The organism is Methylobacter svalbardensis (assembly GCF_037671525.1).
Classification (GTDB): domain Bacteria; phylum Pseudomonadota; class Gammaproteobacteria; order Methylococcales; family Methylomonadaceae; genus Methylobacter_A; species Methylobacter_A svalbardensis.
In genome coordinates, this window is the sequence record NZ_JAWPOH010000033.1 from 16,297 (window position 1) to 42,915 (window position 26,619).

At 45.9% G+C, this 26,619-nt stretch carries 23 protein-coding genes and 4 tRNA genes; 3 read left to right on the forward strand and 24 right to left on the reverse strand.

Annotated elements, in window-relative coordinates; translation table 11 throughout:
• The first annotated feature begins 109 nt into the window (after positions 1–109).
• Positions 110–892 carry an enoyl-ACP reductase FabI gene (locus tag RW114_RS13050; RefSeq protein WP_340123198.1) on the forward strand — a complete coding sequence of 261 codons (783 nt, stop codon included), beginning with the start codon at positions 110–112 and terminating at the stop codon, positions 890–892.
• Positions 893–953: 61 nt separating this feature from the next.
• Here the strand turns inward: RW114_RS13050 and RW114_RS13055 are convergent, their stop codons facing one another.
• The 9 genes from RW114_RS13055 to RW114_RS13095 all read right to left on the reverse strand — a co-directional run bounded on the left by RW114_RS13055 (position 954) and on the right by RW114_RS13095 (position 9,631).
• A complete protein-coding gene (locus tag RW114_RS13055; protein ID WP_340123199.1) occupies positions 954–2,816 on the reverse strand; it encodes a SurA N-terminal domain-containing protein in 1,863 nt (620 codons plus the stop codon).
• 75 nt (positions 2,817–2,891) lie between these two features.
• A tRNA-Asp gene (locus RW114_RS13060) sits at positions 2,892–2,968 on the reverse strand.
• A 6-nt stretch (positions 2,969–2,974) separates the two neighbouring features.
• Positions 2,975–3,050: transfer RNA gene (locus tag RW114_RS13065), tRNA-Val, on the reverse strand.
• A gap of 13 nt (positions 3,051–3,063) precedes the next feature.
• Positions 3,064–3,336 (reverse strand): HU family DNA-binding protein, encoded by a 273-nt coding sequence (locus RW114_RS13070; RefSeq protein WP_006893096.1) that lies wholly within the window; start codon positions 3,334–3,336, stop codon positions 3,064–3,066.
• A 192-nt stretch (positions 3,337–3,528) separates the two neighbouring features.
• The gene (gene lon, locus RW114_RS13075) at positions 3,529–5,961 is read right to left on the reverse strand and encodes an endopeptidase La (protein ID WP_479687032.1); all 2,433 of its coding nucleotides are present in this window, start codon (positions 5,959–5,961) and stop codon (positions 3,529–3,531) included.
• A gap of 160 nt (positions 5,962–6,121) precedes the next feature.
• Positions 6,122–7,399, reverse strand: coding sequence for an ATP-dependent Clp protease ATP-binding subunit ClpX (gene clpX, locus RW114_RS13080; protein ID WP_340123201.1), 1,278 nt, complete (start codon positions 7,397–7,399; stop codon positions 6,122–6,124).
• Between the two features lie 87 nt (positions 7,400–7,486).
• A complete protein-coding gene (gene clpP, locus RW114_RS13085; protein ID WP_340123202.1) occupies positions 7,487–8,134 on the reverse strand; it encodes an ATP-dependent Clp endopeptidase proteolytic subunit ClpP in 648 nt (215 codons plus the stop codon).
• Positions 8,135–9,439, reverse strand: a complete 1,305-nt coding sequence (gene tig, locus RW114_RS13090; protein ID WP_340123203.1) for a trigger factor — start codon at positions 9,437–9,439, stop codon at positions 8,135–8,137.
• A gap of 107 nt (positions 9,440–9,546) precedes the next feature.
• A tRNA-Leu gene (locus RW114_RS13095) sits at positions 9,547–9,631 on the reverse strand.
• Between the two features lie 207 nt (positions 9,632–9,838).
• Here RW114_RS13095 and RW114_RS13100 point away from each other — a divergent pair.
• Positions 9,839–10,090, forward strand: a complete 252-nt coding sequence (locus RW114_RS13100; protein ID WP_340123204.1) for a hypothetical protein — start codon at positions 9,839–9,841, stop codon at positions 10,088–10,090.
• 8 nt (positions 10,091–10,098) lie between these two features.
• Here the strand turns inward: RW114_RS13100 and RW114_RS13105 are convergent, their stop codons facing one another.
• Positions 10,099–10,953: a radical SAM protein gene (locus RW114_RS13105; protein WP_340123205.1), complete on the reverse strand. Its 855-nt coding sequence runs from the start codon at positions 10,951–10,953 to the stop codon at positions 10,099–10,101.
• 75 nt (positions 10,954–11,028) lie between these two features.
• On the opposite strand from RW114_RS13105, the gene fae reads away from it, so the two are divergent.
• The gene (fae, locus tag RW114_RS13110) at positions 11,029–11,577 is read left to right on the forward strand and encodes a formaldehyde-activating enzyme (protein WP_340123206.1); all 549 of its coding nucleotides are present in this window, start codon (positions 11,029–11,031) and stop codon (positions 11,575–11,577) included.
• A 37-nt stretch (positions 11,578–11,614) separates the two neighbouring features.
• On the opposite strand, the gene RW114_RS13115 is transcribed toward fae, so the two are convergent.
• The 14 genes from RW114_RS13115 to aroK all read right to left on the reverse strand — a co-directional run bounded on the left by RW114_RS13115 (position 11,615) and on the right by aroK (position 25,885).
• Positions 11,615–12,430 (reverse strand): formylmethanofuran dehydrogenase subunit C, encoded by an 816-nt coding sequence (locus tag RW114_RS13115; protein WP_340123207.1) that lies wholly within the window; start codon positions 12,428–12,430, stop codon positions 11,615–11,617.
• Entirely contained in the window at positions 12,427–13,323 is an 897-nt protein-coding gene (fhcD, locus tag RW114_RS13120) for a formylmethanofuran--tetrahydromethanopterin N-formyltransferase (protein ID WP_340123208.1), read from the reverse strand. The genes RW114_RS13115 and fhcD overlap by 4 nt, the downstream gene beginning before the upstream one ends.
• Positions 13,320–14,987, reverse strand: a complete 1,668-nt coding sequence (locus tag RW114_RS13125; protein WP_340123209.1) for a formylmethanofuran dehydrogenase subunit A — start codon at positions 14,985–14,987, stop codon at positions 13,320–13,322. The genes fhcD and RW114_RS13125 overlap by 4 nt, the downstream gene beginning before the upstream one ends.
• A gap of 108 nt (positions 14,988–15,095) precedes the next feature.
• A complete protein-coding gene (locus RW114_RS13130) occupies positions 15,096–16,355 on the reverse strand; it encodes a formylmethanofuran dehydrogenase subunit B (protein ID WP_340123210.1) in 1,260 nt (419 codons plus the stop codon).
• A 732-nt stretch (positions 16,356–17,087) separates the two neighbouring features.
• On the reverse strand, positions 17,088–17,831 hold the full coding sequence (locus RW114_RS13135; RefSeq protein WP_340123211.1) for an ice-binding family protein: 744 nt from the start codon (positions 17,829–17,831) through the stop codon (positions 17,088–17,090).
• Positions 17,818–18,171: a hypothetical protein gene (locus RW114_RS13140; RefSeq protein WP_340123212.1), complete on the reverse strand. Its 354-nt coding sequence runs from the start codon at positions 18,169–18,171 to the stop codon at positions 17,818–17,820. The genes RW114_RS13135 and RW114_RS13140 overlap by 14 nt, the downstream gene beginning before the upstream one ends.
• A 445-nt stretch (positions 18,172–18,616) precedes the next feature.
• Positions 18,617–19,387 carry a class I SAM-dependent methyltransferase gene (locus RW114_RS13145; RefSeq protein WP_340123213.1) on the reverse strand — a complete coding sequence of 257 codons (771 nt, stop codon included), beginning with the start codon at positions 19,385–19,387 and terminating at the stop codon, positions 18,617–18,619.
• 294 nt (positions 19,388–19,681) lie between these two features.
• Positions 19,682–19,757: transfer RNA gene (locus tag RW114_RS13150), tRNA-Thr, on the reverse strand.
• A 110-nt stretch (positions 19,758–19,867) separates the two neighbouring features.
• On the reverse strand, positions 19,868–20,923 hold the full coding sequence (gene glk, locus RW114_RS13155; RefSeq protein ID WP_340123214.1) for a glucokinase: 1,056 nt from the start codon (positions 20,921–20,923) through the stop codon (positions 19,868–19,870).
• Positions 20,920–21,381: a DUF411 domain-containing protein gene (locus RW114_RS13160; protein WP_340123215.1), complete on the reverse strand. Its 462-nt coding sequence runs from the start codon at positions 21,379–21,381 to the stop codon at positions 20,920–20,922. Before RW114_RS13160 ends, glk begins: the two co-directional genes overlap by 4 nt.
• Before the next feature lie 38 nt (positions 21,382–21,419).
• The gene (hemE, locus tag RW114_RS13165; RefSeq protein ID WP_340123216.1) at positions 21,420–22,487 is read right to left on the reverse strand and encodes a uroporphyrinogen decarboxylase; all 1,068 of its coding nucleotides are present in this window, start codon (positions 22,485–22,487) and stop codon (positions 21,420–21,422) included.
• A 159-nt stretch (positions 22,488–22,646) separates the two neighbouring features.
• Positions 22,647–24,233: an AAA family ATPase gene (locus RW114_RS13170; RefSeq protein ID WP_340123217.1), complete on the reverse strand. Its 1,587-nt coding sequence runs from the start codon at positions 24,231–24,233 to the stop codon at positions 22,647–22,649.
• Positions 24,220–25,302, reverse strand: a complete 1,083-nt coding sequence (gene aroB / locus RW114_RS13175) for a 3-dehydroquinate synthase (protein WP_340123218.1) — start codon at positions 25,300–25,302, stop codon at positions 24,220–24,222. The genes RW114_RS13170 and aroB overlap by 14 nt, the downstream gene beginning before the upstream one ends.
• Positions 25,303–25,360: 58 nt before the next feature.
• The gene (gene aroK / locus RW114_RS13180; RefSeq protein ID WP_340123219.1) at positions 25,361–25,885 is read right to left on the reverse strand and encodes a shikimate kinase AroK; all 525 of its coding nucleotides are present in this window, start codon (positions 25,883–25,885) and stop codon (positions 25,361–25,363) included.
• Between the last annotated feature and the right edge of the window lie 734 nt (positions 25,886–26,619).

Sequence of the window (26,619 nt, forward strand, 5' to 3'; positions counted from 1 at the left end):
GGGCAACGCATGGAACAGCGGTGTGCCGGCAACAAAAGACTGGACATCAATAAAAGGCTCATAGATACTTGAATCTCTATTGTAACAACAAAAACACCGGGAGATGATAATGGGTTTTATGCAGGGAAAACGGGTCTTGATTGTGGGCTTAGCCAGTAATCGTTCTATCGCATGGGGTATTGCGGAGGCTATGCATCGTGAAGGCGCTGAATTAGCTTTTACGTTCCAAAATGAAAAGCTGCAAAGTCGCGTCGAGGAAATGGCTGGAAAATGCAATTCCAATATTACCATTGAATGCGATGTCAGTATCGATGAACATATCGATACGGTGTTTAGCAAACTGGGCGAACACTGGGACGGTTTGGATTGCATCGTACATTCGGTCGCTTACGCACCCCGCGACGCACTGAATGGCGATTATGTTGATGTTACCACCCGAGAAAACTTCCAAATTGCCCACGATGTGAGTTCTTACAGCTTTACCGCCTTGGCAAAAGCCGGACGTACGATGATGCAAGGCCGCAACGGTTCGCTGTTGACCCTGACTTATTTGGGTGCCGACCGGGCGATTCCTAACTACAATGTTATGGGTGTTGCCAAAGCCAGCCTGGAAGCCAATGTTCGTTACATGGCGGTGGCCTTAGGTGCGGAAGGTACGCGCGTTAATGCGATTTCAGCAGGTCCTATCAGGACGCTTGCCGCATCGGGTATTAATGATTTTAGATCCATGCTCAGCAAAGCCGCCGATACCTCGCCGTTAAAGAAAAATGTCACCATTGAAGAAGTCGGCAATGCGGCGGCTTTTCTGTGTTCTGATCTGGCTTCGGGCATTACCGGCGAAATCACCTTTGTGGATTGCGGCTATAATATTGCCGGTCTAGCGGCATCTTAAAGCAAAAATTTTGACACAAAAAAAGGGAGCTTAGCTCCCTTTTTTATTTCAGGTTCGAAGTTTATTTAGGTGCTTTTACCGAGATGTCAGCATCTTCCTCTAAACTGTTTATCAACGCATTGAATTCAGTCTGACCGAAAGCTTTGGCAATGTTTTTGGTCGCCAGTTCCAGCTGCTTGTTATCATCCTCAGTCATTACGCCTTCTTTTACTTTTGACAGACTCACGACCACCTGCTCACCTGCGGGCAATTCAGCAATAAAGAGGGTCGGCTTGTCGCCAACAGGCTTAGCCGCCTTAAAAATCGCTTCACTCAACGGCACTGGCACATCATCCTTAGTACGTGTTAATCCCGCAAGCGTTTTTACTGGCAACTTATTTTCAGCCGTAACCTTTTGAATAGACTCTCCTGCCTGTAACCGGGCTTTAATCTGCCGAGCGGTTTCGACAGCCTGTAATTTGGCTTTATCGGCCAATAATACGGCAACTATATCCTGCTTAACACCTTTTAGTTCTCTTGTAGCAGCAGTCTTGTGCTCCAAAAGCCGCAACACGACCAGACGATCGGTTCCCAATTCTATAGGTGTACTATTGTTACCCTGCAGAACTTCTTCACTGAAGGAGGCGCGCCGAATTTTTTCGTCAGCGGTAATACCCTCACCTTTATCTTTGGTGAACAAGCCTGTTTTCTTAATGGTGATACCCAAAGCATCCGCCACTGATTTCAAACTGTCCGGATTTTCATAACTCATTTCGGTTAGCGTTTCAGCTGACTCAAAAAATGCATTTTCTGCCTGGGCTTTCTGAAAAGCCTTGGTGACTTCATCTTTAACAGCATCGAACGGCTTGGTCTCTCCCGGCATTAACTCGGTGACTTTAATCAAGTGATAACCAAATGCCGACTTAACGGGTTTTGATACTTCACCCAATTTTAAAGCACTCGCCGCGTCTTCGAATGATTTCTCCATGACGCCCACATTAAACAGGCCTAAATCTCCGCCGTTTTTAGCCGATAATTTATCGTCGGAAAGTTCCGCCGCAACAGCTGCAAAGTCTTTAGTTGCCAATTCTTCTTGGGCTTTTAAGGCTTTGTCTAAAGCGGTTTTTTCGTCGACCTTGTCATTAATTGCAAACAGGATATGACTGATTTTTCTTCGCTCTGCGGTGGTATATTGATCTTTCTGCTCTTCATAGTAGGCTTTCAGCTTGTCATCGGTTACCGCTATAGTCTTGGCTATATCTTCAAGTGCCAATTCTATGTACTCTACAGAAACCTGCTCAGGCGTTTGATATAAGTCCTGATGCTTCTGATAATAGGCCGCTATATCTTCCTCTGAAGGCTGTTCTGTCGACTTTTGCACCGCAACGGTGATGTAATCCACATCGCGCTGCTGATTCTGGATTTTGAAAAAACTTTCCACATCATATTTTGTTGCAAAACTGCTATCGATAATGCTGCGCTGAAACTGCTCCATGATCAGAGCATTCTTGATTCTGTTTACAAATTCCCCTGAGGACATTTTTTGTAAACTGAGCATTGTCTTATACCGCTTGTCATCGAACTTACCGTCTACCTGAAAATAGGGCAAGGATTGGATGAAATCACGCGCAACATCATCAGTTGTAACCAGACCTTTAGCATGCACATGTTGCAATAAAACCTCATCTTTTATCAGTTTGTCTAATGCTTGTGCCTTCAAGGTTTGTTCGTCTATCGTCATCTCTTGAAGATTCTGGCTATATTGTTCGTAAGCCTTGTTAACATCGCGCTGAAAAAAATCCTTATCACCTACAGAAGCGACAGGTGCTTCTTCTCCAGTATCCACATAATTCTGAATGCCCCATAAAGCAAAGGGCACGCAAATCACTATCAAAATACCCCATGCAAAAGCACCTTGTGCTTTTTCTCTAATTTTTGTCAGCATAGCTTGGCCCTAAGAAACAACTTACAATAATCAAAAAAAAAGCCCCGAACCAATTGATCCGGGGCTTTTTTAATTTGGCGGAGTGGACGGGACTCGAACCCGCGACCACCGGCGTGACAGGCCGGTATTCTAACCAACTGAACTACCACTCCAAAGTCTGGTGGGTGCTGAGGGGTTCGAACCCCCGACCCTCGCCTTGTAAGGGCGATGCTCTCCCAGCTGAGCTAAGCACCCGACTAAAGAAATCCTAGTTTACAGCATCTTTTAAAGATTTGCCAGCTTTAAATGAAGGAATTTTTGCAGCCTTAATAGTAATTTCAGCCCCAGTCTGTGGATTACGTCCTTTACGCTCAGCTCTTTCTTTTACCGCATAAGTTCCAAAGCCAACTAAAGCGACTGAATCACCGCTGCTTAATGCTTTTGTAACTGCACCAATAAAGCCATCCAATGCACGACCTGCATCCGCTTTAGTCAATTCAGCAGACTCTGCTATAGCGTCAATAAGTTCCGATTTATTCATTATTCCCCCTTAGGAAGTCATTTTTAAAATTATATTCTACAAGACCCGCGTGATAATTCTTATGCCCTACGCCCGCGACACAAAAAACTCGTGTATTTATAACAACTGCGCTTACGTAGTGTCAAGCATTAACCACCCTGGAGGCCATGATTTTTGCGGTTTTGCCATTTTTTTGACAAAACCGCAAATTGCTTAATGCGCTGTTAAACCCTGCTTTACTATTTTAACGGCATCAGTTTCACTTTTCCCTTGCTCCTCAGTTTCCATTTTTTCGACAGGAACGGGCATATATTGCAAAGCGACTTCCAATACCTCATCTATCCAATGAACCGGCTTTATTACCAAGTTCTGCTTGATGTTTTCCGGTATCTCAACCAGATCCTTTTCATTCTCAGCAGGTATTAAAACCGTTGTTATGCCGCCGCGATGAGCCGCCAGAAGCTTTTCTTTCAAGCCCCCGATAGGCAACACCTCTCCTCGCAAGGTAATCTCGCCTGTCATGGCCACACAAGCTCGAACAGGTATCTTGGTCAAGGCTGAAATAATGGCCGTACACATGCCGACACCTGCACTCGGACCATCTTTTGGTGTAGCACCTTCAGGGACATGGATATGTATATCGTTCTTCTGAAACAGCTCGTTATCAATACCCAGGATTTCTGAACGACTCCTGACCACCGTCATCGCCGCTTCAATTGACTCTTTCATCACTTCGCCAAGCTTACCCGTTGCCGAGTGCTTACCTTTTCCGGGGATTACCGCGGTTTCAATAGTTAATAATTCGCCCCCCACCTCGGTCCAGGCCAAGCCGGTAACCTGTCCAATCTGATCCTTCTCTTCAGCAAGACCGTAATGAAAGCGCTTAACTCCCAAATATTTATCCAAATTTTCAGGATTCACCACGACTTTGGTTTTTCTCGGTTTTAACAATAAATCTTTAACGACTTTACGACAAATTTTCGAAATTTCCCGCTCAAGACTCCGAACACCCGCTTCTCGAGAGTAATAACGAATCATATCCCTGACCGCTTCTTCTGTGATCTGAATTTCCCGCTCTTTAAGACCGTTATTTTTAACTTGTTTCGGAACCAAATACCGGATTGCGATGTTGATTTTTTCGTCTTCCGTGTAGCCGGCAATGCGTATAACCTCCATTCTATCCAGCAATGCCGGAGGAATGTTCATGGTATTTGCAGTCGCAACAAACATCACATCGGACAAATCAAAATCCACTTCCAGATAATGATCTGAAAAAGTGTGGTTCTGCTCTGGATCCAGTACCTCTAATAAAGCCGACGCCGGATCACCTCGAAAATCGGCCGCCATTTTGTCGATTTCATCTAGCAAAAACATAGGATTGCGCGTTTTCACTTTAGCCAGATTCTGCAAAATCTTACCCGGCATAGAGCCTATATAAGTTCGACGATGCCCACGAATTTCCGCCTCGTCACGCACTCCACCCAAGGACATACGCACGTATTTGCGATTAGTTGCCCTGGCAATAGACTCGCCCAGCGAGGTTTTTCCTACGCCTGGAGGTCCCACCAAACACAAAATCGGCCCTTTGAGTTGTTTTACTCGTTGCTGAACAGCAAGATATTCAAGAATACGCTCTTTAACCTTATCCAAACCATAGTGCTCAGCTTCCAAAACCTGCTCAGCAACCTTTAGATCATGCCGTACTTTGGTTTTTTTCTTCCATGGCACGTTGACCATCCAGTCAATATAATTACGCACCACGGTTGCCTCAGCAGACATAGGTGACATCTGTTTAAGCTTATTAAGCTCAGCATCGGCTTTTGCTTTGGCTTCCTTCGACATACCAGCGTCTTCAATCTTCTTCGCCAGCGCTTCAATTTCATTAGGCACATCATCCATATCCCCCAATTCTTTTTGAATCGCCTTCATCTGCTCATTCAGATAGTATTCCCTTTGATTCTTCTCCATTTGCTGCTTAACCCGCACTCGGATTCTTTTCTCCATCTCCAGAAGATCAACCTCTCCTTCCATTAAGGTCATTAAATTTTCAAGGCGCTTTTCAATATCTGCCGTTTCAAGGATAGCCTGTTTTTCATTGACCTTTAAAGTCATATGAGCCGCCATCGTATCGGCAAGCCGGCTTGGATCATCAATACCGGCCAACGAATTCAACACTTCTGGAGGAATCTTATTATTCAGCTTAACGTATTGATCAAACGAATTAATGACCGTCCGCTGCAATACATCCTGCTCTTGCTCGGTTAGCTTTAAAACGTCGTAAATTTCCGTTACCACTGCGGAAAAATAGCCTTCTGTCTCCTTATAGTGCAATACCTTGCTGCGCTGAACCCCTTCAACCAGAACCTTGACCGTTCCATCCGGCAACTTAAGCATTTGCAGGATATTAGCCAGAGTCCCTACCTCATAAAGATCGGCAACATCCGGTTCATCAACTTCCGCTTCTTTTTGCGCAACCAACAATATTTGTTTGTTGTCCTTCATCGCAGCATCCAAAGCATCAATCGACCTTTCCCTGCCGACAAACAAGGGAATGACCATGTGCGGATAAACCACGACATCTCTGAGCGGTAAAACCGGAATCAGTACATTTATTTGTTGTAACTCTGTCATTTTGTGCGTTTCCATAAATGGAACCTTATAACAATTTTCTTAAAAAAGAGATTATGGGGTCGTTAATTAGAATAGCAAGGATGCCGACTCAAAATAGTACCTTTGATTATCTACAGCACAAAAAAAAGGGAGCTTTAAAAAAATAAAAGCTCCCTTTATCATCCATCAATACTCTTTAAGACTCCGCAGAAGCCTTTTTCTTTTCGGCTTCATAAACTAAAATAGGCTCTGACTCACCTGAAATAACGCTACCATCGACAACAACTTTACAAATATTATCCGCAGACGGCAACTCATACATGGTGTTCAGCAGAACATTTTCAACGATTGTTCTTAGCCCTCTCGCTCCTGTTTTTCGCTCCATAGCTTTGCGAGCAATTGCAATCAGAGAGTCATCCCGAAATTCCAGTTCAGCGCCTTCCATCTCGAACAAATGCTTATATTGTTTGATCAGCGCATTTTTAGGCTCGGTCAATATCTGCACCAAAGCCTTCTCATCCAGTTCTTCTAATGTAGCAACAACCGGAAGACGACCCACAAATTCAGGAATCAATCCATATTTAATCAGATCTTCAGCCTCGACTTCGGCAAACAGCTGCCCAATATTTTTAGACTCATCTTTAGTTTTTATTTCGGCTGAGAAACCTATCCCGCCTTTCTCGGAGCGATCTTTAATAACCTTATCCAAACCGGCAAAAGCACCTCCGACTATAAACAGAATGTTAGCCGTATTAACTTGCAAAAACTCCTGCTGCGGGTGCTTGCGTCCACCTTGAGGCGGAACCGAAGCAATAGTTCCTTCAATCAGTTTCAACAAAGCCTGCTGAACACCTTCACCCGACACATCACGGGTAATTGACGGATTATCTGATTTTCTGGAAATCTTATCGATTTCATCGATATAAACGATACCGGTTTCAGCTTTCTCTACATCATAATCACATTTTTGCAGAATTTTCTGAATGATATTTTCTACGTCTTCACCGACATAACCCGCTTCTGTCAGCGTAGTTGCATCAGCGATGGTAAAAGGCACATCCAGCAAACGAGCCAAAGTCTCAGCCAGCAAGGTTTTCCCTGAACCGGTAGGCCCAATCAACAAAATATTACTTTTTGCCAATTCAACACTATCTTTTTTAGACTTACTACGCAGGCGTTTATAATGATTATAAACAGCCACTGCCAAAATCTTTTTCGCATTTTCCTGCCCGATAACATAACTATCAAGCTCTTCTTTTATCTCTTTCGGCTTGGGCAATTCACCGCCACCAAAAGAAAAAGAGGATTCATCCTGCAATTCGTCTTTTATAATGTCATTACAAAGATCTACACATTCATCACAGACATAAACTGACGGCCCAGCAATAAGCTTTCTGACTTCATGCTGACTTTTACCGCAAAAAGAACAATAAAGCAGCTTATCACCATCTTTGCTATTTTTGTCATTATTCATAAATTGAACTCCCGCAACCATTCAGAGATGATATTTTTACTTTCGATAAAATAAAGAATATAGCGAAATACAAAAAAACACCAACCGTTATTTATCAGCAACAGCTATTCGACTCGACAATACTTGATCAATCAAACCATATTTAACAGCATCATTTGCACTTAAGAAGTTATCCCTGTCCGTGTCCAGCCGAACCTTTTCTATTGGCTGACCGGTATGATCAGCAAGAATTTTATTCAATTTTTCCCTAATTGCCAGAATTTCTCTGGCATGAATATCAAAATCAGAAGCCTGTCCCTGAAAACCACCCAATGGTTGATGAATCATCATTCTTGAGTGAGGCAAACAATAACGCTTGTCTTTTGCTCCACCCGCTAGAAGCAATGCTCCCATACTGGCCGCTTGACCAATACACATAGTACTGACATCAGGCTTAATAAACTGCATGGTGTCATAAATTGACATGCCAGCAGTCACTGAGCCGCCTGGCGAATTGATATATAAATGGATGTCTTTATCAGGATTTTCCGATTCCAGAAAAAGCAACTGGGCGACAATCAGATTAGCCGAGTAATCTTCAACCTGCCCCACCAGAAAAATCACCCGCTCTTTCAATAATCTTGAATAAATATCGAAGGAACGCTCACCTCGAGCAGTTTGCTCAATAACGATTGGAACCAACCCACCCGCTGCTTCTGGAGCAATCGCTTGATTTCTTATGTACTGGTTATACATTTAAACCCCTTGTCCTTGTTTGTTCATCGCATCACTAAAACTTATAACTTCATCAGACACTTTTGCCTGCGCAACCAGCCAATCTATGGTCTGATTTTCCAGAACCATCTGCCGTACATCGTTCAATCGGCTTTGATCAGAATAATACCACTCTATAACGTCACTAGGACGCTCATAGCTTTTTGCCATATCTTCAATAGTAGAGCGTACTTTATCTTCATCCAGTTTAATATTATTTTTATCAATAATTTCACCCAAGATCAATCCTAGCGCCACTCGACGTTTTGCCCGCTGTTCAAATAAATCTCTTGGCAGTTTCACATCTTCCGGCTTCATTTTCTGCCTTTTAGCATTTTCGATGTACGGCTTCATCATACTTTCGACTTCCTGATCGACCAATGCATTTGGCACCAGGATATGGATTTTTTCATACAAAGCATCCATCACTGCATTTTTAAGCTTACCACGCAATGCCTGCTCAAGCTCACTTTCCAAATTACTTTTAATATCTTCACGGAAGGCCTCTACCGAACCCTCAATACCGTATGCCTTAATAAAAGCATCATCGATTTCCGGCAACGTCGGCTCTTCAACACTAGTAACTTCAACCTCAAACTCAGCCACTTTACCGGTCAACTTCTCATTGCCGTATTCTTCCGGAAAAGTCACTTCAAAGGTTTTATTAGCACCCGCCGTGAGACCAATCAGGTTTTCTTCAAAACCTGGGATCATTTGTTTCGCGCCAATTTCAACGGGATAATTCTCTACTTTTCCATCCGTAAAGTTCTCGCCTTCAGAAACCCCTGAAAAACTAATGGTCACGCGATCATGTTCCTGAGATGCACGATCAACAACAGACCAAGTTTTCTTTTGCGCCCTTAACTTCTCAATCATGCCGTCAACATCGACCTCTTGCACGGTAGCAACAGGCCTCGCCACCTTAATTTGCTCAACACCTTCCAATGATATTTCAGGATAGACCTCAAACTCTGCGATGTATTTGAAACCTTCGGCTTCATCTTCTGGCTGAATATGCGGATAGCCGGCAGGTTTTAAATCCTGTGCCTGCAATGCCTCATAATAAGTCGACTGAATCAGATCCCCGGCTATTTCACCGCGAACCCGCTCTCCATACATTTTCTTAATGACATGTTGGGGCACTTTACCCGGACGAAAGCCATCAATCTTAACTTCGCGCGCTAACGACTTTAAACGTGCCGCCATTTTTTCCTGAACAACTTCTTCAGGCACGCAAACAGTCATTTTTCTGCTTAATTCTGATGTCTTCTCGACAGAAACTTGCATTTCTTTACCTCAACTAAATTTAAAATAAGAATTTTATAGAACACCGGTAAACGGCTCATGAGATCTGAAAAGTCAGCGATGAATCGCTAACTCTTAAATGAATTGGGTGGTGCGAATGGAGAGACTCGAACTCTCACAGGATAACCTACTGGAACCTAAATCCAGCGCGTCTACCAGTTCCGCCACATTCGCACTTTGAATGAACTTGCAATTATATCCGTAATTATACGCAGACAACAAGCTTTAAATTTTAAATTAATCACCCTGATATAATCGTTTGCCGTTAAGAAAAATGCTCGGTTGCTCACGGTTCTGCTCTTAAGTCGCAATTCAATCATTGCATATTACTCATATAGATGTAGTATTGGTTTGAAGCTATTTAATGTACAGAGGTGCGACATGAACATTTCAGCAACTACCAGCGCAGTTAATCTAATCAATACCGCCCAACATAAATCAGCGGGCGCGGCTCAAGAGATTGCAAAGCTGCCCATACAAAATAATGAAGTCGGCAGCTCAGAATTCAATTCCGGCGACATTATCAAACCGGTACTCAGCTTAAAAGAGGCAGAACTGGAAACTTCGGCCGCTGTTAAATTACTTCAAGCTGATAAAGAGACGATAGGATCCTTGCTGAACATCGAAGCCTAACTCATCGCTCACCAACACACTGAAACATCAAAACCCAAGAGCCTGATTTCATCAGCGAATGCATTCAGCGTCTCCGGAGACAATCGTTCCAACCGACCGGATTCCGGCTGCAGCGATTGTCTTGCAATCGTATACAACATCACACCCTTCAGCACGCAATCCTTTGCTTTAATGCCTCTCAGCAAATCAAGAAAGGCATTTTTTTCCTTCGGGGACAAGCCTTGTTTATCGTAATCCAATAAACAGGTTTGTAGCTTTGTTGAACAAAGCCTTGCCGCAATTAACAGATTATCCACGCTCGCCTGACAACTCTGCCCGGCATTATTGATGAGAGCCCTACCCTCTTCCGTAGCGCTATCCAACTTAAACCAGATTTCCCCGCCATATTCCTGCAATCTTTTCAGGCCATTCCGGACGCTATCCCGATGCACCAGGCTACCATTGGTAATCAACACAAACTTACTCTGCGGTAAAACCCCGACTTCTGTCGCCACCTCGCCAATTAAAGCCACCGCCCTATCAAAATCTTTTAAACTGGTCGGTTCACCATTGCCTGATATGGCAATATCCTTAATGATCCGTTTGTCTTCATCGACCTGAAATCGATCATAAAAACTACCGTTAAGCACATCATCAAGAAAGCATCTCAACTCTTGCTCCAGCAGCTGAAAATCCATCCCCGGGGCCGCACCGATTTTTAAATCAGGTACCTGGCAATAAATACAGCGCCAGTTACAGGCATTGTTAGGATTGAAATTAATGCCGATAGACAAGCCGCCTGCTCGCCTGGAAAGCACAGGATACACATACTTTAACCTGACAACATCACGATCATGATTGCTTACTGTTAATGTCGAAGCCATAACTCTACTCAGAAATAATCCAAATTATGCTATTCTACGTTTTTTCTCTATTTTTAATTTGGAGTTTTTGAAGTTATGAGCGAAAGAATCATATTGCGCACCGGTGAAGCGCTGGTTGCAGGCGGCCCAGCGGGTACCGCAGCAGAACCTGAAGTCATTATCGGCGAACTTGATGGCCCTGTCGGTGTTGCGCTGGCAACATTGACCGGCAATCAAGCTAAAGGCCACTCCAAAGTCTTTGCTCTGTTAAATACTGATATCCAAGTACGTCCCGTGACACTGATGGTCAGCAAGGTAACGGTCAACAACAGCCGTTACACCAATATTCTGATGGGCACTGTACAGGCCGCTATTGCTAACGGCGTACTCGATGCCGTGCGTGCCGGCGATATCCCAAAAGAAAAAGCCAATGACTTAGGTATTATCTGCTCGGTTTGGTTAAATCCGAGTGTGGCTACAGATGATAATTTGGATCACCAGATTCTTTTCGACATCCACCGTAAAGCCATGGCACAAGCCATTCATAAGGCCATGAATAACACGCCGAATATCGATTGGCTGCTGGAAAATCAGGATAAAATTATCCACAAATATTTCCAGATGGGCTTGGACGGAAAAATCTAGCCCATTCTCATACAAAAAAGCCGGATGATTTAAATTTTCAGCCTATTTTAACCAATACTTCGCCACGCCCCATTTCCGACATATCGCCGGCATAACGTTGCACCCGGCTAAAGGCCGCAGAACTGTCTGCAAATTTGGAATCAAGCTTGCTAAATGAGGCAAACAATATCGGTAAAAATGCCAAGGTATGCGCACCGCAATCATTAAATCTTGCCGACGTCTGCGGTTGATTCCATAACAACAACGTACCCCGGCGCATCGCAAAACCCAAATACCTGCCGGTCTGGCCCATGACTGCGATAGTACCCGCCGTCATTCTGGAGCCGCAGTAATCACCGGCATTGCCTTCAACCAGGATATTGCCGCGCCGCATGTGATCACCGGCGCGCTCGCCGACATTGCCTTTAACCAGAATGGTTCCGCCTTTCATGCCCATTTTGTTACCCGGCAAGGCTGCACCCAAAAAATCCCCGGCATTACCGTTAATCTTTAGAAAACCTTTTTTCATTTCGCAGGCCGCATAAATCCCGACATCGCCGGACACCTCAATCTCGCCGAATTTCATACCCAAACCCAGATAAGCACCCGCATCACCTTCAACCGTTATACGACCGCCATCCAGTTCTTTGCCGATAAAATCCAGCTTGTCAAAGCTGCCTTTGATCACGATGTTTTGCGCATCGCTACCTGCAATACTGAATAATTCATCCACCCGGATTTTGCGCTTGCCATTCTGCAAAGTGAGCGCAGCAATTTCCGCAAGCGGCATATCGGCCAGCTTATCGCAAACCAGCGGAGACATATCCACACGCTGATCCGGTTGGTGTTTCAGCGTAAAGGTTAAAGCGCTCATGCCATAATCTCCTGTAAGTGAAAGTGGAACGGCCCCAACTTGCCACCGTAATTACCCGCACTAATGCGCCTGATGCCATTTGCAGCGCCCAAATCGCAAACCGCCTGAATACCCACACGCATAACCTTAGCTATATCTTCTTTGGTTAAACCATCGATAACGATTTCCATGACCGATTCAATTTCCAGTGAAAGATCGGTTTTGGTCATGCCTTTTAAAGTTGGACAGAAGGCATCATTGGTTGACGCACCTAAAGCCGCGTATTTTGAACCGACCTTGGAACCCGAGCGCACTACGCCGCCGGGGAAAGGCATAATCACATTGGGGATTTTACGCATCTCTTCAATCGCCGCTTCACAGGCCGCCAAAGCTTGCGGTTGTGATTCCGCCAGCACCAGAAAGTTGCCGCCGCCGATTGCATCGACTTGCCCTGTAGTCGCTTCGGTTAAAAACTCGCCGTCCATGACCGGAATACGCCAATAACGCTTGCCGTCGATCAGTTTAGCTACCTGAAAGCCGTCGCCAAAATAACGCAGATTTTTACCTAAAGCGATTCTGGTTCCGCCATCAATGCCTGCAAACAAGGCTGAAGTCGGCGATGTTAATACGCATTGCCCTGCCCTGGTTTCAAGTTGTTTGGCCAAGCCTTTGCCGCCCATCGCAAAAATCATGATGGAAACGCCGGGACGACCATCCGGGGTTTCGGATGGATCAAGAACCCGTTCAATCCCGGCTTCGCAACCGCAGGCAATTACCGAAGTGGCAAAGCCGGTCATGGCTTGAGCTGAAATCATCGCCCATTTTTCGTTTTGTGCGGTGATGATGGCACGCGTGGCTTTCATCGGGAAAGCTTCGGCAAAGGTTGCATCTATAGCTACACCATTAATGATCATGCCACATCTCCTTTAAGCGGATGCACAGTCAGACTGCCGCGACCATCCTCTGTTATTTCATCATCGCTGATTTTAAAGTTGCCGAGCTTCATGGTCAGGAACCGATCAAAATATTTTTGTAAATCCTTTTCCACCGAGACATCCCAGTCTGGCTTAACTACATGGGTAGTACCCCATTTGGTATGAATGACCTTGCCGTCAACCACCACCAGCTCACCGTCCTTGAACACATAATCCGGTCTCTCAAACATAAGCTGCCGGTCGGCATTGTCGGTATAAACGGTAATATCCGCCCAGTTACCGGCGCTCAAGCCGCCTCGATCTTGCAGACCTATCAATCTGGCCGCACCGGCGCGAGTCATAATCGCAATCTCCTGCAAACTGTACTCGCGCTCAATTGATGCCAAGGTGGTCATTTTTTGCGCTTCGGGATGTATCGTGGACAACACATCGTTACGGAAACTTTTATCCATCAGCAAACGAATCAAATGCGGATAGCTGGTAAAGGGCGCACCGTTGGGATGATCCGTAGTCAGGAAAATACGCCAGGGATCATCAACCAGCAAAAAGGTTTCCAGGCCGATTGCCCATTGCAGCGCGTTGACAAAGTTCTTATCTTTGTATTTAAACGGCACTATGCCGCAGCCCGCATCGCATTCAATATCCATGGTCACCCATTTATTCGGGCTGGCATGCTTATGATTGGCATATTGGCGCATGTTGTCGCCGGACGCGGTTACGGTTTGACCGAACAGAATCTGCCCGACATCGATAGTGATGTTTTTATTTTTGTTGACGGCTTCGGCAATCGCTGCAGCACCCGATGAAAACTTGAAATCACCTTCCGTGCCGTAACTATGGAACTGAATATGGGTCAAATGCAACGGCAAGCCGCCTATGGCCTGAATGGTATCCAGCGTGGTATTCATGTTGCCGGGCACACCCAGGTTACAGCCGTGCACATGCAGAGGATGGGTAATACCCAGCTCCTTAACGGCTGTCGCCAATACCCGCAGAATATCGCGCGGAGTCACGCCGTAATGGCTGTTTTGCTCGTCCAGATCCAGTTTGCGCTGGTTAAATTTGAACGCGCTGATACCGCCGGGATTAACGACTTTAACGCCGATGGCTTTTGCTGCTTGCATCGTCCAAGCCACATAGTCATTAATGGCTTTCTGATCTTTTTTCGCGGTCAACATACGCAGCAAATAATCATCACTGCCCATCAACACATAACCGCCCTTATCCAGAATCGGAATATCAGCCATTTCCATATGCGCCTGACGCGCGTTGACCGGCAATACGGCCGGTTCAAAACCAGCGGTATAACCCATTTCTGCATAACGATAGCCGGTCACAAAGGTGCTGGGCATAGCATGACCGCAGCCGGAACGGGTAATATCGGTACGAGCGACAGGATCGGCCCGATGATCTTCCGGCAACAAAATTCTGGCAATGTTGCCTTTACCGCCGCCAATATGCGTATGCATATCAATCGCGCCGGACATCACCACCTTGCCTGTTAAATCGTATTCTTTATCGACTTTAAAATCGCCGGCGGGCTGGTCGACGATGCGTCCGTCCTGAATGTAAATATCCTGTTTTGCGCCATCAATCCCGCTTGCGGGATCATAGACAGCTCCGCCTGTTAACTTTATCAACATACTATTTTTCCGAGTTACATGGATGTAATGAGTACAGAAATTGCCTAAGGCCATTGATGGCCTGTAGTAGAGCAATGCAGGAGCAATTGCCGAAGAGCATATTTCTGCCTAAAAGGCTTGTTCAATGGCATTCAGCACGTCAAACGTACTAGGTAGACCGGATTCGCGCAATTTTTTCAACCGTATCGCGATCACGTTATCCATACGATAAGCGTGTCCGGCATGATCAATACCCGGCGTACCGATAGGGATAAACACATCCGGCTCTTTGGCAAAGGTCATCCCCGAACGACCCAGTACAATAGTCGGCAAGCTTGTTACCGGTGGAACTGCTTTGGCATTAAACGCCTGAACCCATACCAAAGCATCTGCCTCACCATTGGCCAACAACAAATTGGTATCATTCAAAAAGGGATCATACTCAGGATAGCCACTGGAAAAACGGGTACGCGCAGGATAACCGGTGGTCCACCCGCAAACCTGATTAGCGGTCTGATCGCCTTCTTTGCCGCCTAACGGCAAACCGGAACTACGGGTATTCTGATTGTTAATATCCTTAACCATTTCAGAAATGGTCTGCACCGTCAATTCGGCCTGACTGTAGGCCAACGCGCCAGCCGCCCAGGTCACGACGCTATAGCTTGCTGCTTTTAATTTATCGGCAATACTTTGTAAATCGGCCACCGCAATACCGCCAACTGAATCGACCCGAATCGGATTGCCTTTGACCTGCGCCCTTAATACCGCGACCACATCCGGCAAATCTTCATTTGCGCATTCAAAAACCAGTGCCTTTTGGCCGCTAGGCGAAGTGGAAGCGTTACCGGAAGGGGCTTTGCCCAAATAGATAACCTCGCGCTTGCCGGTATCGTCCAGAAACATGGATTCTTCATTCCATAGATAACGCTCAAAAAAGCGCGGCGAAAAGCCTTCCAGATCGACGCCAATTACCAGCAACAAATCGCAACGGTTTTTTACCTCAGCCAGCGTCGTATTCATCCAGCCGGAATCCTGCAAAGCCAGAAAGTTATTCCGAGCACCGGTAAAACTCATATTATCGACCACCGCACCGCTACGGTCAGCCAAGGCCAGCAACGCCCGCATGCCGTTGACATCAGTAGCGCAGCCGCCAATCACCGGCTGATTAGTATCTTTTAATAACGCTGCCGCCTTAGTCACGGCTACATCCAGACCGACTTCCTTGCCATCGACTCTTGGACGAGTATCGGTAATAGCCTGTTCAAAAGCAGGCGTATTAACCGCACAGCCGTTTTTAACCACCTTAAGCAGTACACCATCAGCCTGAATAGTCAGGTCATCGGTGCCGATACCGCAAAAAGGGCTAGGTACTTCAGTTATCTCAGCCATGGAGCTGTCCTTTTATGAGTCACAATGTGGCGTTATTGTGACAGATGACCTCAATTCGTACAACCTTGGGTTCAGTGCGACAGAACCTTACACAACAACACCCTCACACAAAACTGTCACCGCCACAAGTCGGCACACACCTCATCCAGGCCGCGCGTTGATCCTGCAGAATTCTGCCTTGGCTAGTAAAAACTGGACATTCTTACATTGCAAAAAAATACAATAATTGCCCCAATAGCCCTGCCGACGAAGTAACAAACGAAGTAAAATTTCCACTATCGGTTATCTGGTTTTTCTTGTTTTTGTCTTGTGACATTGATTGCGCCGATCACCAAGGAGCGAGGCTCTTCTGTCAATCTAGCCTGGATTTCAATAAAGTCAGGATCGTCCCAAAGCCGTTAAGCATCAATAAAATTAATACCTTGCTTTTTCAGGTTGGACTGACTCTTCTTGTGATCAAATTTGAATAAGTATACAAATATATCAACCATACTTTAATGGCTCTTTTTGCAAGAAGACGAATTCGGCGAGAACGACTGCTACTGCCGGGTTAAGGGGGGCTAAAAACGGGAAGCGTCTTTCTTTTTCCTTACGCCTAGCCTAACTGACGGGAACCTTGATCCCACGAGCCGAAAGCGGAGAGTAAAATAAAAGGGTTACAGACCGAAATCTGTAACCCTTTTATTTTGCCGGTGTGGGTAGATGTCAAACCCACATGAACGGTGTGCGTCCTTACTGGGCGGGCTCGGTAATCGCATTCATCTGAAGAGTGATGGCAGTCTGTGCCAACAGTCTGCCGTTGACCGATGTTCCAGTGTTTACGGCGATCATTTTTTTACCCAGTACGACGCCCTCAAAGTGTGCATTGGTTCCAAGAGTCACCGCGCCAGCGACCTGCCAGAAGATGTTCTTGGCCAGGGCGCCGCCGGCCAGCGTCACCCGCGTAGAGTTGGCCTGGTTCAGCTTTCCCGCTACCTGGAAGATCCAGACATCGTCAGGGCCGCCCGAGAGCGTAACATCCGTGCTAAGCATAAGATTCGTAGACCACTTGTAGAGGCCAGGAGCGAGGACTAAGCCGCCAATTTCACCGGCACCCAGTTCAGTGAAATCGGGTGAAAGTCGTCCTGCAGCGTCATCGTACGCGAATCCCATGTCGCCCACAGCCGAGGACAGGAAGCTAGGGTTAGTTACCGCGCAGGGGAGAGGACCCGCGGCGTCGACAGCATATATATTCCCCGACACTTCCCCGCAGGTGAGAAGGATCGCTGCACCGGTGATGGGGCTCGCCCCAACATCCCCAACAATAGCAGATCGATAAATGTTGGTGGTTCCGCTTTGACTCAGAATCGCAAAAGTATCAGCGTTGCCAAGGTATACCGGTGTCAGGCTAGAGCCAGCGATTGCGCCCCCGGCCACCAACGTGCCGAGTAGTACTGGCAGAAACAACTTTTTGGAATATTTTTTACGTTTGTTCATAACATGTCCCCTCCGTGAGGATTTTCAAATCTGAAAAGAAAGTAGTAGTAAACCGGGTAAAGTGTTGGGAGCTAATTTGTCTAGCCTTTGTAATAAAATCCTCTGAAATCGGAGCCCCATGAGAATGTTCAAGATCAACACAATACTGGATGTGCGAATTAAGATTTAGCGGATTTGGCATATCACCAGAGCTTATTTTTGAACGAAATCCCTCTATACGAGTGAGTATTTCATGTTCAGGTAAGTTTTGTTTTTTAAGGGCCGAGTATGTTTCAACAATAGTAGCAATAGTACTCTCAGGAAGACCCGACAACTGAAACATCCCCAAAGAATCAACCATGCTTTCGTTATAGCCTATAGCAGCGCACGTCGGACTTGATGAATCCTTTGCTTTGCAAGACTACGAATCTTACTAGGACGACCACCATCCAAAAGCGAACTCAAAATCCCCATAATTATCCCTTCCCTAAGAAGCCACACAATTAATTCGTTAGAAAGCATTAGAAAGCACTTTACAGTCAATCAATATTGATAGCAAGGCTTTAAAAATTGAGGGGCAGGTTAAGTTGCTCTCTGTCTTGCCTGATTCATTTACATTAAAATCAGAGATGCTGATTTATATATCGGAGCAGGGAAGATTGAAGAATTTGTCCAGAATTGCAAAACAGCTTTCACTTTTTTCCACAATTCAGCGCCGTTTTTCCAGTCAATAAAAACAGAGTGTCCAATAAAAACAATAACTTAGAGATTAGTAACTGGCAAATTTTGACGCTCTTTTACAGATGCTATGATTCAACACCAACGTCGACGACGAAACACGTCTCATAATCCATAAGGGCATTGACAGACAGCTTGAGTTTTTTGCATAAGGTGCTGATGCTTTCCCGCGTATGATGGGGAATCGCTTCGGATACCGAACCAATCAATTCATCCGCATTGTCCGCCGTTTTTAAAATCTTGCAGATGGTATTGGACAACAGGCGTTCCTTTTTCGGTAAAAACCATTGTATTCGCAGCAATTCAGCGATTGCACCGCACAGACTCAGGTTCCCGTCCTGTCTAATAGCGGCGATGAACTTTGATGGAGCGAGTCGGCTCAGCTCGAAAAGCCTTCTAAGCCGCATGATGTGATTTTCGGTAATGATCCCGATGCGTTTAAAAAACTTTTCTGCAGCAGGGTGAACCTTGTAATAGGTGATAAGCAGGCTCCCCCCTTTTTTTGTCACACGTCTGGCTTCGTTAATGATCTGCAGGATTTGCTTTTCATCGTCCAGAAAATCGACTACGCCGGTCGAGATGATGGTGGTTGCGTAGCTTTCGTCGGCAAAGGGCAAACTTGATCCGTCGGTATGCACCAGCTTGATGCCTCTGCGCTGTTCGGCCAGCCTGACCATTTCAGAGTTTGAATCGACGCCGTCGACGTGAAGCCCTTTTTTACGCAAGGCATCGATTATTAAGCCTTGTCCTCCGCCGACTATTAAAACAGGCTGGGAAATTTTGTCAGCAATAATATTGATCGTTTGCAGATCGAGGTGGTTATCCTCAATAAAGAGCAAGATGCGGCGCCCATAGTTGCCAGAAGTTTGATTTGTTTGTCATGGAGCGATCATAAGCCGCGTATGTTGTTTTTTAGAATATAGGTGTTGGCGCCGATTGAAAATTGACCACCCGTACCGGTTGAATTTTGACCAGGGATAAGGGTTGAAAAACTTTATATTTATTAGCGTTCTGAACCCTTTTGAGGCACCGTCACCTTTAGGTGGCGCATAAATTAACCCGCTTTGAGCGGTTCACATTTTCAATCCTCCGGCTTTGCCGGAGGTTTTTGACTTCATAACATATTGAATATATGGAGCCAATGACGAGAGTCGAACTCGTGACCTACTGATTACGAATCAGTTGCTCTACCAACTGAGCTACATCGGCTTTGATGTCTATCGTACAGTAGAGCACCACTGCAAGACTATTTAAAACTTGGCTATAATTGACAATTACCCTGATCTTTTATTTCTTTGGGAACACTAATTTTCATGGCTTTAACGTAATGTTTTTTGGGCGTAACTTAATGCACCCAACAAGGCGACTTCCGGATTGGTGCATACTTTGACCGATATTTTCTGCAAGATGGTCCGGCAGCGTCCTTTTGCTAAAAAGCCACGCATGAATTCGCCTTGTTGCAGCACAGGCAAGATTTTTGCACCGATGCCTCCGGCCAAATAGACACCCGCATAAGGCAAACATTTAAGCGCAAGATTTCCCGATTCAGAACCATATAATCGACAAAACAGCGTTAATGCCTCAACGCATAACGCATCACTGCCTGCAACGCCTGCTTCGCCGATAACGGCGGCTGGATCTCGTTCATTCATTTGCCGTTCGATTTCCGGGGCGGTTGCTGCGTGGTTAATATGCTTGAGAAATTGATAAATATTAACCAGGCCTTCACCGGATATGAGTCGCTCACAGCTGACATGCTCAGGATATTTTTCCCTCATGTAATCGAGTAAGGCCATTTCCTGCTCGCTATTCGGAGCAAAATCGACATGCCCGCCTTCACTGGCAATAACATGATGCGTAGCTCCATCCCATGCAATGATTGCCTCACCCAAACCTGTTCCGGCGGCAAGCACGGCAATGCTACCTTGCTGCCTCTGTGCATCGGGATTCAATTCGACAAAATTGTGCTCCGGCAAGCTCAGCAAGCCCCATGCGGTGGCTTCCAAATCATTCAGCAACCAGACATTTTGAGTATTGGCGCGTTCGCCGATGTCTTTGCTGCTGAGTACCCACGGTAAGTTGGTGGTTTCGCAGCGACCATTGATAACGATACCGGCCACGCCGATGCAAACTGCCGTTATCTGAGTGCAATCTGCATCAGTCAAAAATGAGGCCAGTAACTCGGTAAACGTTTGATAATCAGCGCTGGAAAATTGTTCTTTTTTTAGACACTTAAGCTCATCGCTATCGGTTTCAAACAGCGCCAGGATAGTTTTTGTACCGCCGACGTCACCCGCCAGACAAACCTGCCTGGCGCGGATTTTCACACCCGGCGTCTGCAACGAGTCGGGCAGCGACAGCCCGGCATGAATCATTTCGTGCCTTCGTAGCTATTAAATACTTGGGTATGATTTTCGCGATCGAAACTCACCACTTCATAGGGATCGATTTTATCGCCCATTTCCATGCCGGGAGTTCCACTAACCATGCCGGGGACAGCTATTCCGACAATTTTAGGCTTGGTTTTTAATAATGTTTTAATGTCATCAGCAGGCACATGACCTTCGATAACATAACCATCGACAATCGCGGTGTGACAGGAAGCCAGTTGCTGAGTCACGCCATATTTATCCTTTATGGCCTGTACGTTATCGGTAACGACATCGGTTACCGTAAAGTTATTTTGTTTCAAATGCGCCAGCCACTTGCCGCAACAAGTACAGGTCGGGCTTCTATGAACGACGATGTCAATTGGCTTGCTTGAACTCTCGGCTCTAACACCCACATTGGCAACCAGCAAACCGATTGCCAAAAAAAGTTTCACTATTTTCATGGCCGCAACCCCTTTATTAATTAAATGATATTCAATGTTTAAACTTGATGATAAGCACGACTGTATTCATGCACCGCATCAACCATCACTTTAACGTGATCCGGGTTCATATCAGGCAAGATACCGTGACCCAGGTTGAACACATGACCTGAACCCGAACCGTATTTATGTAAAATAGCTTTCACTTTTTCAGTGATAACTTCAGGGCTAGCATAAAGCGAAACCGGATCCATATTACCCTGTAAGGCGACTTTGTCACCCACGCGAGTGCGCGCCAAGCCAATATCGGTCTGCCAATCCAGACCCAAGGCATCATAGCCGGAATCGGCCATGGCTTCCAACCAAAGCCCACCGCCTTTGGTGAACAAGATAGTGGAAATCTGCTGCCCGTCTACGTTGGTGTTAAGCAATGATCTGACTTGCTTGGCATAATATAAAGAAAATTCGACATAATCTTCGCCCGTTAACATGCCACCCCAGGTATCGAACAACATGACCGCCTGAGCACCCGCTGCAATCTGCGCATTTAAATAGACGGCGACCGATTGCGCCAGCTTATCCAACATGACATGCATCAGCCTGGGCTGTTCGTACATCATGCCTTTCACTTTTTGAAAGCTCTTACTACTGCCGCCCTCAACCATGTAGGTCGCCAGCGTCCAGGGGCTACCGGAAAAGCCGATTAACGGCACACTGCCTTGCAGGGTTTTTCTTATCAGTCGAACCGCATCAACCACGTAGCGCAAATCGGTTTCCGGGTCTGGAATGGGCAATTTATGCACATCCGCCGCCGTTCTGACCGGGTTAGTGAATTTAGGTCCTTCGCCTTCGGTAAAATAAAGCCCCAAGCCCATGGCATCGGGTATGGTCAAGATATCCGAAAACAAAATGGCCGCATCAAAATCAAAGCGTCGTAATGGTTGCAGGGTAACTTCACAAGCCAACTCAGGATTGGTACACAGGTCTAAAAAACTGCCGGCCTGCTCCCTGACTTTGCGGTATTCCGGCAAATAACGCCCCGCTTGACGCATCATCCAAACCGGTGTGTATTCAACAGGCTGTTTTAACAATGCTCTAATAAAAATATCATTTTTTAATGCGGTCATGGTTTTATTTATTCAGATTTAAAATTCTATAGTGTTTTATCGCAAGGGCAATTGGCTCGACTGCATGGGCAGATACTTTGCTCTATATTCCCCTTGTCCCTGTGAGTTATGCAAGAGCCGTTACAGAGGTCGTCCTTTATGTATGCGCTCTGGGACTAGCTAACGTTTTATCGAACTCATTTTTTTTACTAGTGCATTACGAAATTCAGCAGGCAATGATCGCTTGGCTTGATTGGCTGATGCCGCGTCAGAATATGAACCATATTCTACAATAAACTTCTCTTTGCCATTGGCTAGCGACTTAATGGTTCTAAAACCCGATGTCATTGTCGGATATTTTTTTAGCATGCTGTTAACCGACACTTGTTTTGATAACACCATAAGTTGCAGGGTGAAATTATTTGCCGTCGGCATCGGTGTTTCTGTGACTCGCTGTTCAAGAACTGCCGCAACGGCTACAGGCTTTGCCGGCATCTGAATGGTTTCCAGATTATTGGGCGTAAACGGCTCTACACGATCAACCGTTTTACTTAACTCCGCTTGTTGTGGTTGTGGTTGTTCTGGTGCTGCCACAGGCGGTTTAGGATGTGCTGGCGGCGGCATGACCGCGACTGTTACCGGCAGTCTTGCGGCATTTCCTCGATCCATGGAACCCAGGTCAGGAGATAGAACAACACCGGGAGGCAAGGAACGAAGCACATCGCCCGCCTCCTCAGTTTTTTCAGCCGAAGTAACGGGTTGCTGTTCATCGCTGCTTACATTGACTGCGACCGAAGGTTCCTTCTCATTTTCTACATTTGCCGGTATTAATTGCTCCTGCGGCTGAATGACTGGCTGAGCAGGCGGCAGTGCTAGTATTATCGGAGGCTCTGACGGTGAGGCAGGCATTTCGATATTTCCCGCTGTCTGTTCAACAGCAACAAGCGCTATGACTTCTTTATTATTTAACGATGCCAGCCACTGAACGCCTACCGCTATAGCACACGCGGCCACGACGACAAGGGGAAGCATCCATTTCATTTTCCCACCTTGCTTAGCGCTTGATGCACCGGATATTTCGGCGATAATCCTTCCCGGAACGCCGTGTGTTTCCTGGTAGATATGCGCAATCATGTTTTCGCTGATGGCTTTAAACGACAAGTTCAAAACAGGTTTTGCTGACAGATAACGTAAAAAATCACCACACTGCTTTTCTGATAAGGTCGGAATTTCAACGACATGGCAATCATCAACTGCCCGATCCGATCCGCGTTTCACCTGCAATTCGTCATGTGTTAAGGCTAAGATCACCCTTAAAATAGAATTTGCCGCTGCATATTGAATAATTGCCGTAATCAAGCCGGGTACTAATTCACCCGCATTATCGATAATCAATACGACTTGCTTGTGTCGACCTTGATACTGCGCTAAAGCCATTGATAACGACTGACCAGACTGGCTGCCGAGAGCCTTAGTTAATTGCTGCAAAATAGCCTCAAAACTTAAGTCAGCATTACCTTGCATCGGGCAATACTGCCATGATTCAGTGTTGCGCTCTTGCAAAACGCTAAGCAGCGTCGTCTTACCAATGCCTTTCGGGCCGCAGACCACAAGGGGCTGTGTCAGGTTTGAAAGCAGATGACTTAATAAGTCAAGCTTCTGCATTCGTTCCTTTGTTATCAAGGAATGAGCCGTCGTATTGATCTGGGCCTTATTTATCGGATCACGGGGCTGCTGGTTCATCCAAAGGACATCATCTTCGACCATAGGTTTTAAGCGTCTTCTCCAATAACTCTAGGGCTACTTCTACTGGCAATGTTGCCATGCCGATTTTTTGTAAAAGAATCAGCCTGATTCGACCGTCCACATTCTTTTTGTCTACCGCCATTAATTCCAAAAACCGGTCGGAGTCAATCTGTTCCGGCGGATCTACGGGCAGTTTGGTTTTCTTAAAAAGCGCAATAATTCTTGCGACATCTTGATCGCTTAACCAGCATTTTCTTCTGGAAAGATCGGCGGCCTGACAGATGCCGATGGCGATCGCTTCACCATGAAGATATTTACCATAACCGGCGCCGGTTTCTATCGCATGGCCGAAAGTATGGCCTAAATTTAACGTCGCCCTGATTCCGGTTTCAGTTTCATCTTCGGCGACAATTTCAGCCTTATTCATGCACGAGCGTTCAATGGCATAAGCCAATGCCTGCTTATCTCTGGCCAGTAACGCGTCGATATTATTTTCCAGCCACTCAAAGAACTCAACGTCCCTGATCAGCCCATATTTAATCACTTCGGCCAGTCCGGCAGATAATTGACGGTCATCCAGCGTATCCAAAACATCGGCATCGGCGATAACGCATTGCGGCTGATAAAAGGCGCCAATCATATTCTTGCCCAGCGGATGATTAACCCCGGTTTTGCCGCCTACCGAAGAATCAACCTGCGCCAGCAATGTTGTGGGAATTTGCAGAAAAGGAATGCCTCGCTGGTAGCAGGCTGCCGCAAAGCCGCCCATATCACCAATAACGCCGCCACCTAAAGCAATCAAAGTGGCATTACGACTAAACTTACTAGCCAGCAGCTTGTCAAAAATTCGCGTTACAAAATCCAAAGTCTTGAATTGTTCGCCATCGGGCAATATGACTGTTTCAACGGTATAGCCCTGCAAGTTTTTTAAAACCGCATTCAGATACAGAGGCGCAACGGTTGCATTGGTAACCACAACAACCTGCTTGGACTTTATATGCTTGATGAACAGCTCAGACTGGCTCAGTAAATCAGAGCCTATATAGATCGGGTGACTACGGTCACCTAATTCAACCAGTAATTTTTTCATCTTTATTCATGCTTGTAGGTCGGGTTAGCATGAAGTAACCCGACCTGGATTTTGTTTATTAACGATTAACCGAATGGTATTCTTCTAGAATATGACTGACGACTTCTTTGCTTTGCATGACGCCCGTGTCAATTTTAAAATCGGCGCAAGACAAATACAGCGGCTCACGCTGCGCAAATAAGCTTTCTATGCGGTCTCTGGGATTGTCCGATTTCAGCAATGGACGTTGTGTATCTCTGCGCGTCCGCTCCAAAATCCTTTCTACAGAACACTGCAGGTAGACAATAAAACCATTTTCCTTCAATAACCTGCGATTTTCTTCACGCAAGATTGCACCGCCGCCGGTAGCCAGCACAATGCCATCCATTTGGGTTAATTGCTGAATCATTTTCTGCTCTCTATCCCTGAACCCTTCTTCTCCTTCGAACTCGAATATGGTCGGAATATCTACGCCGGTTCTTTCTTCAATCGCCTTGTCACTATCATAAAAAGGCAATTTAAGTGCTCTGGCTAACTGCCGCCCTATCGTAGTTTTTCCTGCACCCATGAGGCCAATTAAATATATATTCTCTGATCGCGTCATGACCTGCCTTCCTGCGGGTTAAACCATTAAAAAAGAGGGCATTATGCCCTCTTTTTGCTCCAAGTAGAAGCAATCAATCGCTAGGCAGCAATTCTCATTATGACCACAACCTACCCGATTTCAAGCTTTGGGGGCGAACGATTCGACTTTCCACCGCATAAGACCAGCCTTCCAGCTGCCGGCAAAGAAGACAAGAACTTTTTGCCATGCCCGAAGTTATGCTCGAAGTGATCACCCTTAAGTCTTTGGCTCATTATTATTTTCATGAAGAGTAGACCGCAGATACCTCCCCTACAGCCTCTCGTAGAGCGACACATAAACTTTTTTCAACTTCCATTAGGCAAACGCACCTGCGTTTGCCCACTATACGCCGGACACCACTTGCACGGCATTCGGAATGTACCTGCAAGCTAATCCCAGGAGATTGAAACGCCCCTGGTTTTGATATCAATCTATGGATTATGACGCGTCAACATGGGTTCGTTTTGACTCGTCCACCTGTACCCTCCCTGCTAACTTAATCAGTTAACTTTTCCTCAACCTTCACTACCTGCACTCAGCAAAAATGACAAATGAGCCATTAGTCGCCAATTTTGTTATAAATAACATTCGCTAAGTTGAATCAAACGCAAGGCAAAAAAAAACCCAAGTGCAGAGACTTGGGTTTTTAATTTAAGAGCTTGGCAATTCCCTACTTTCGCATGGCAAACTGCCACACTATCATCGGCGCTAAA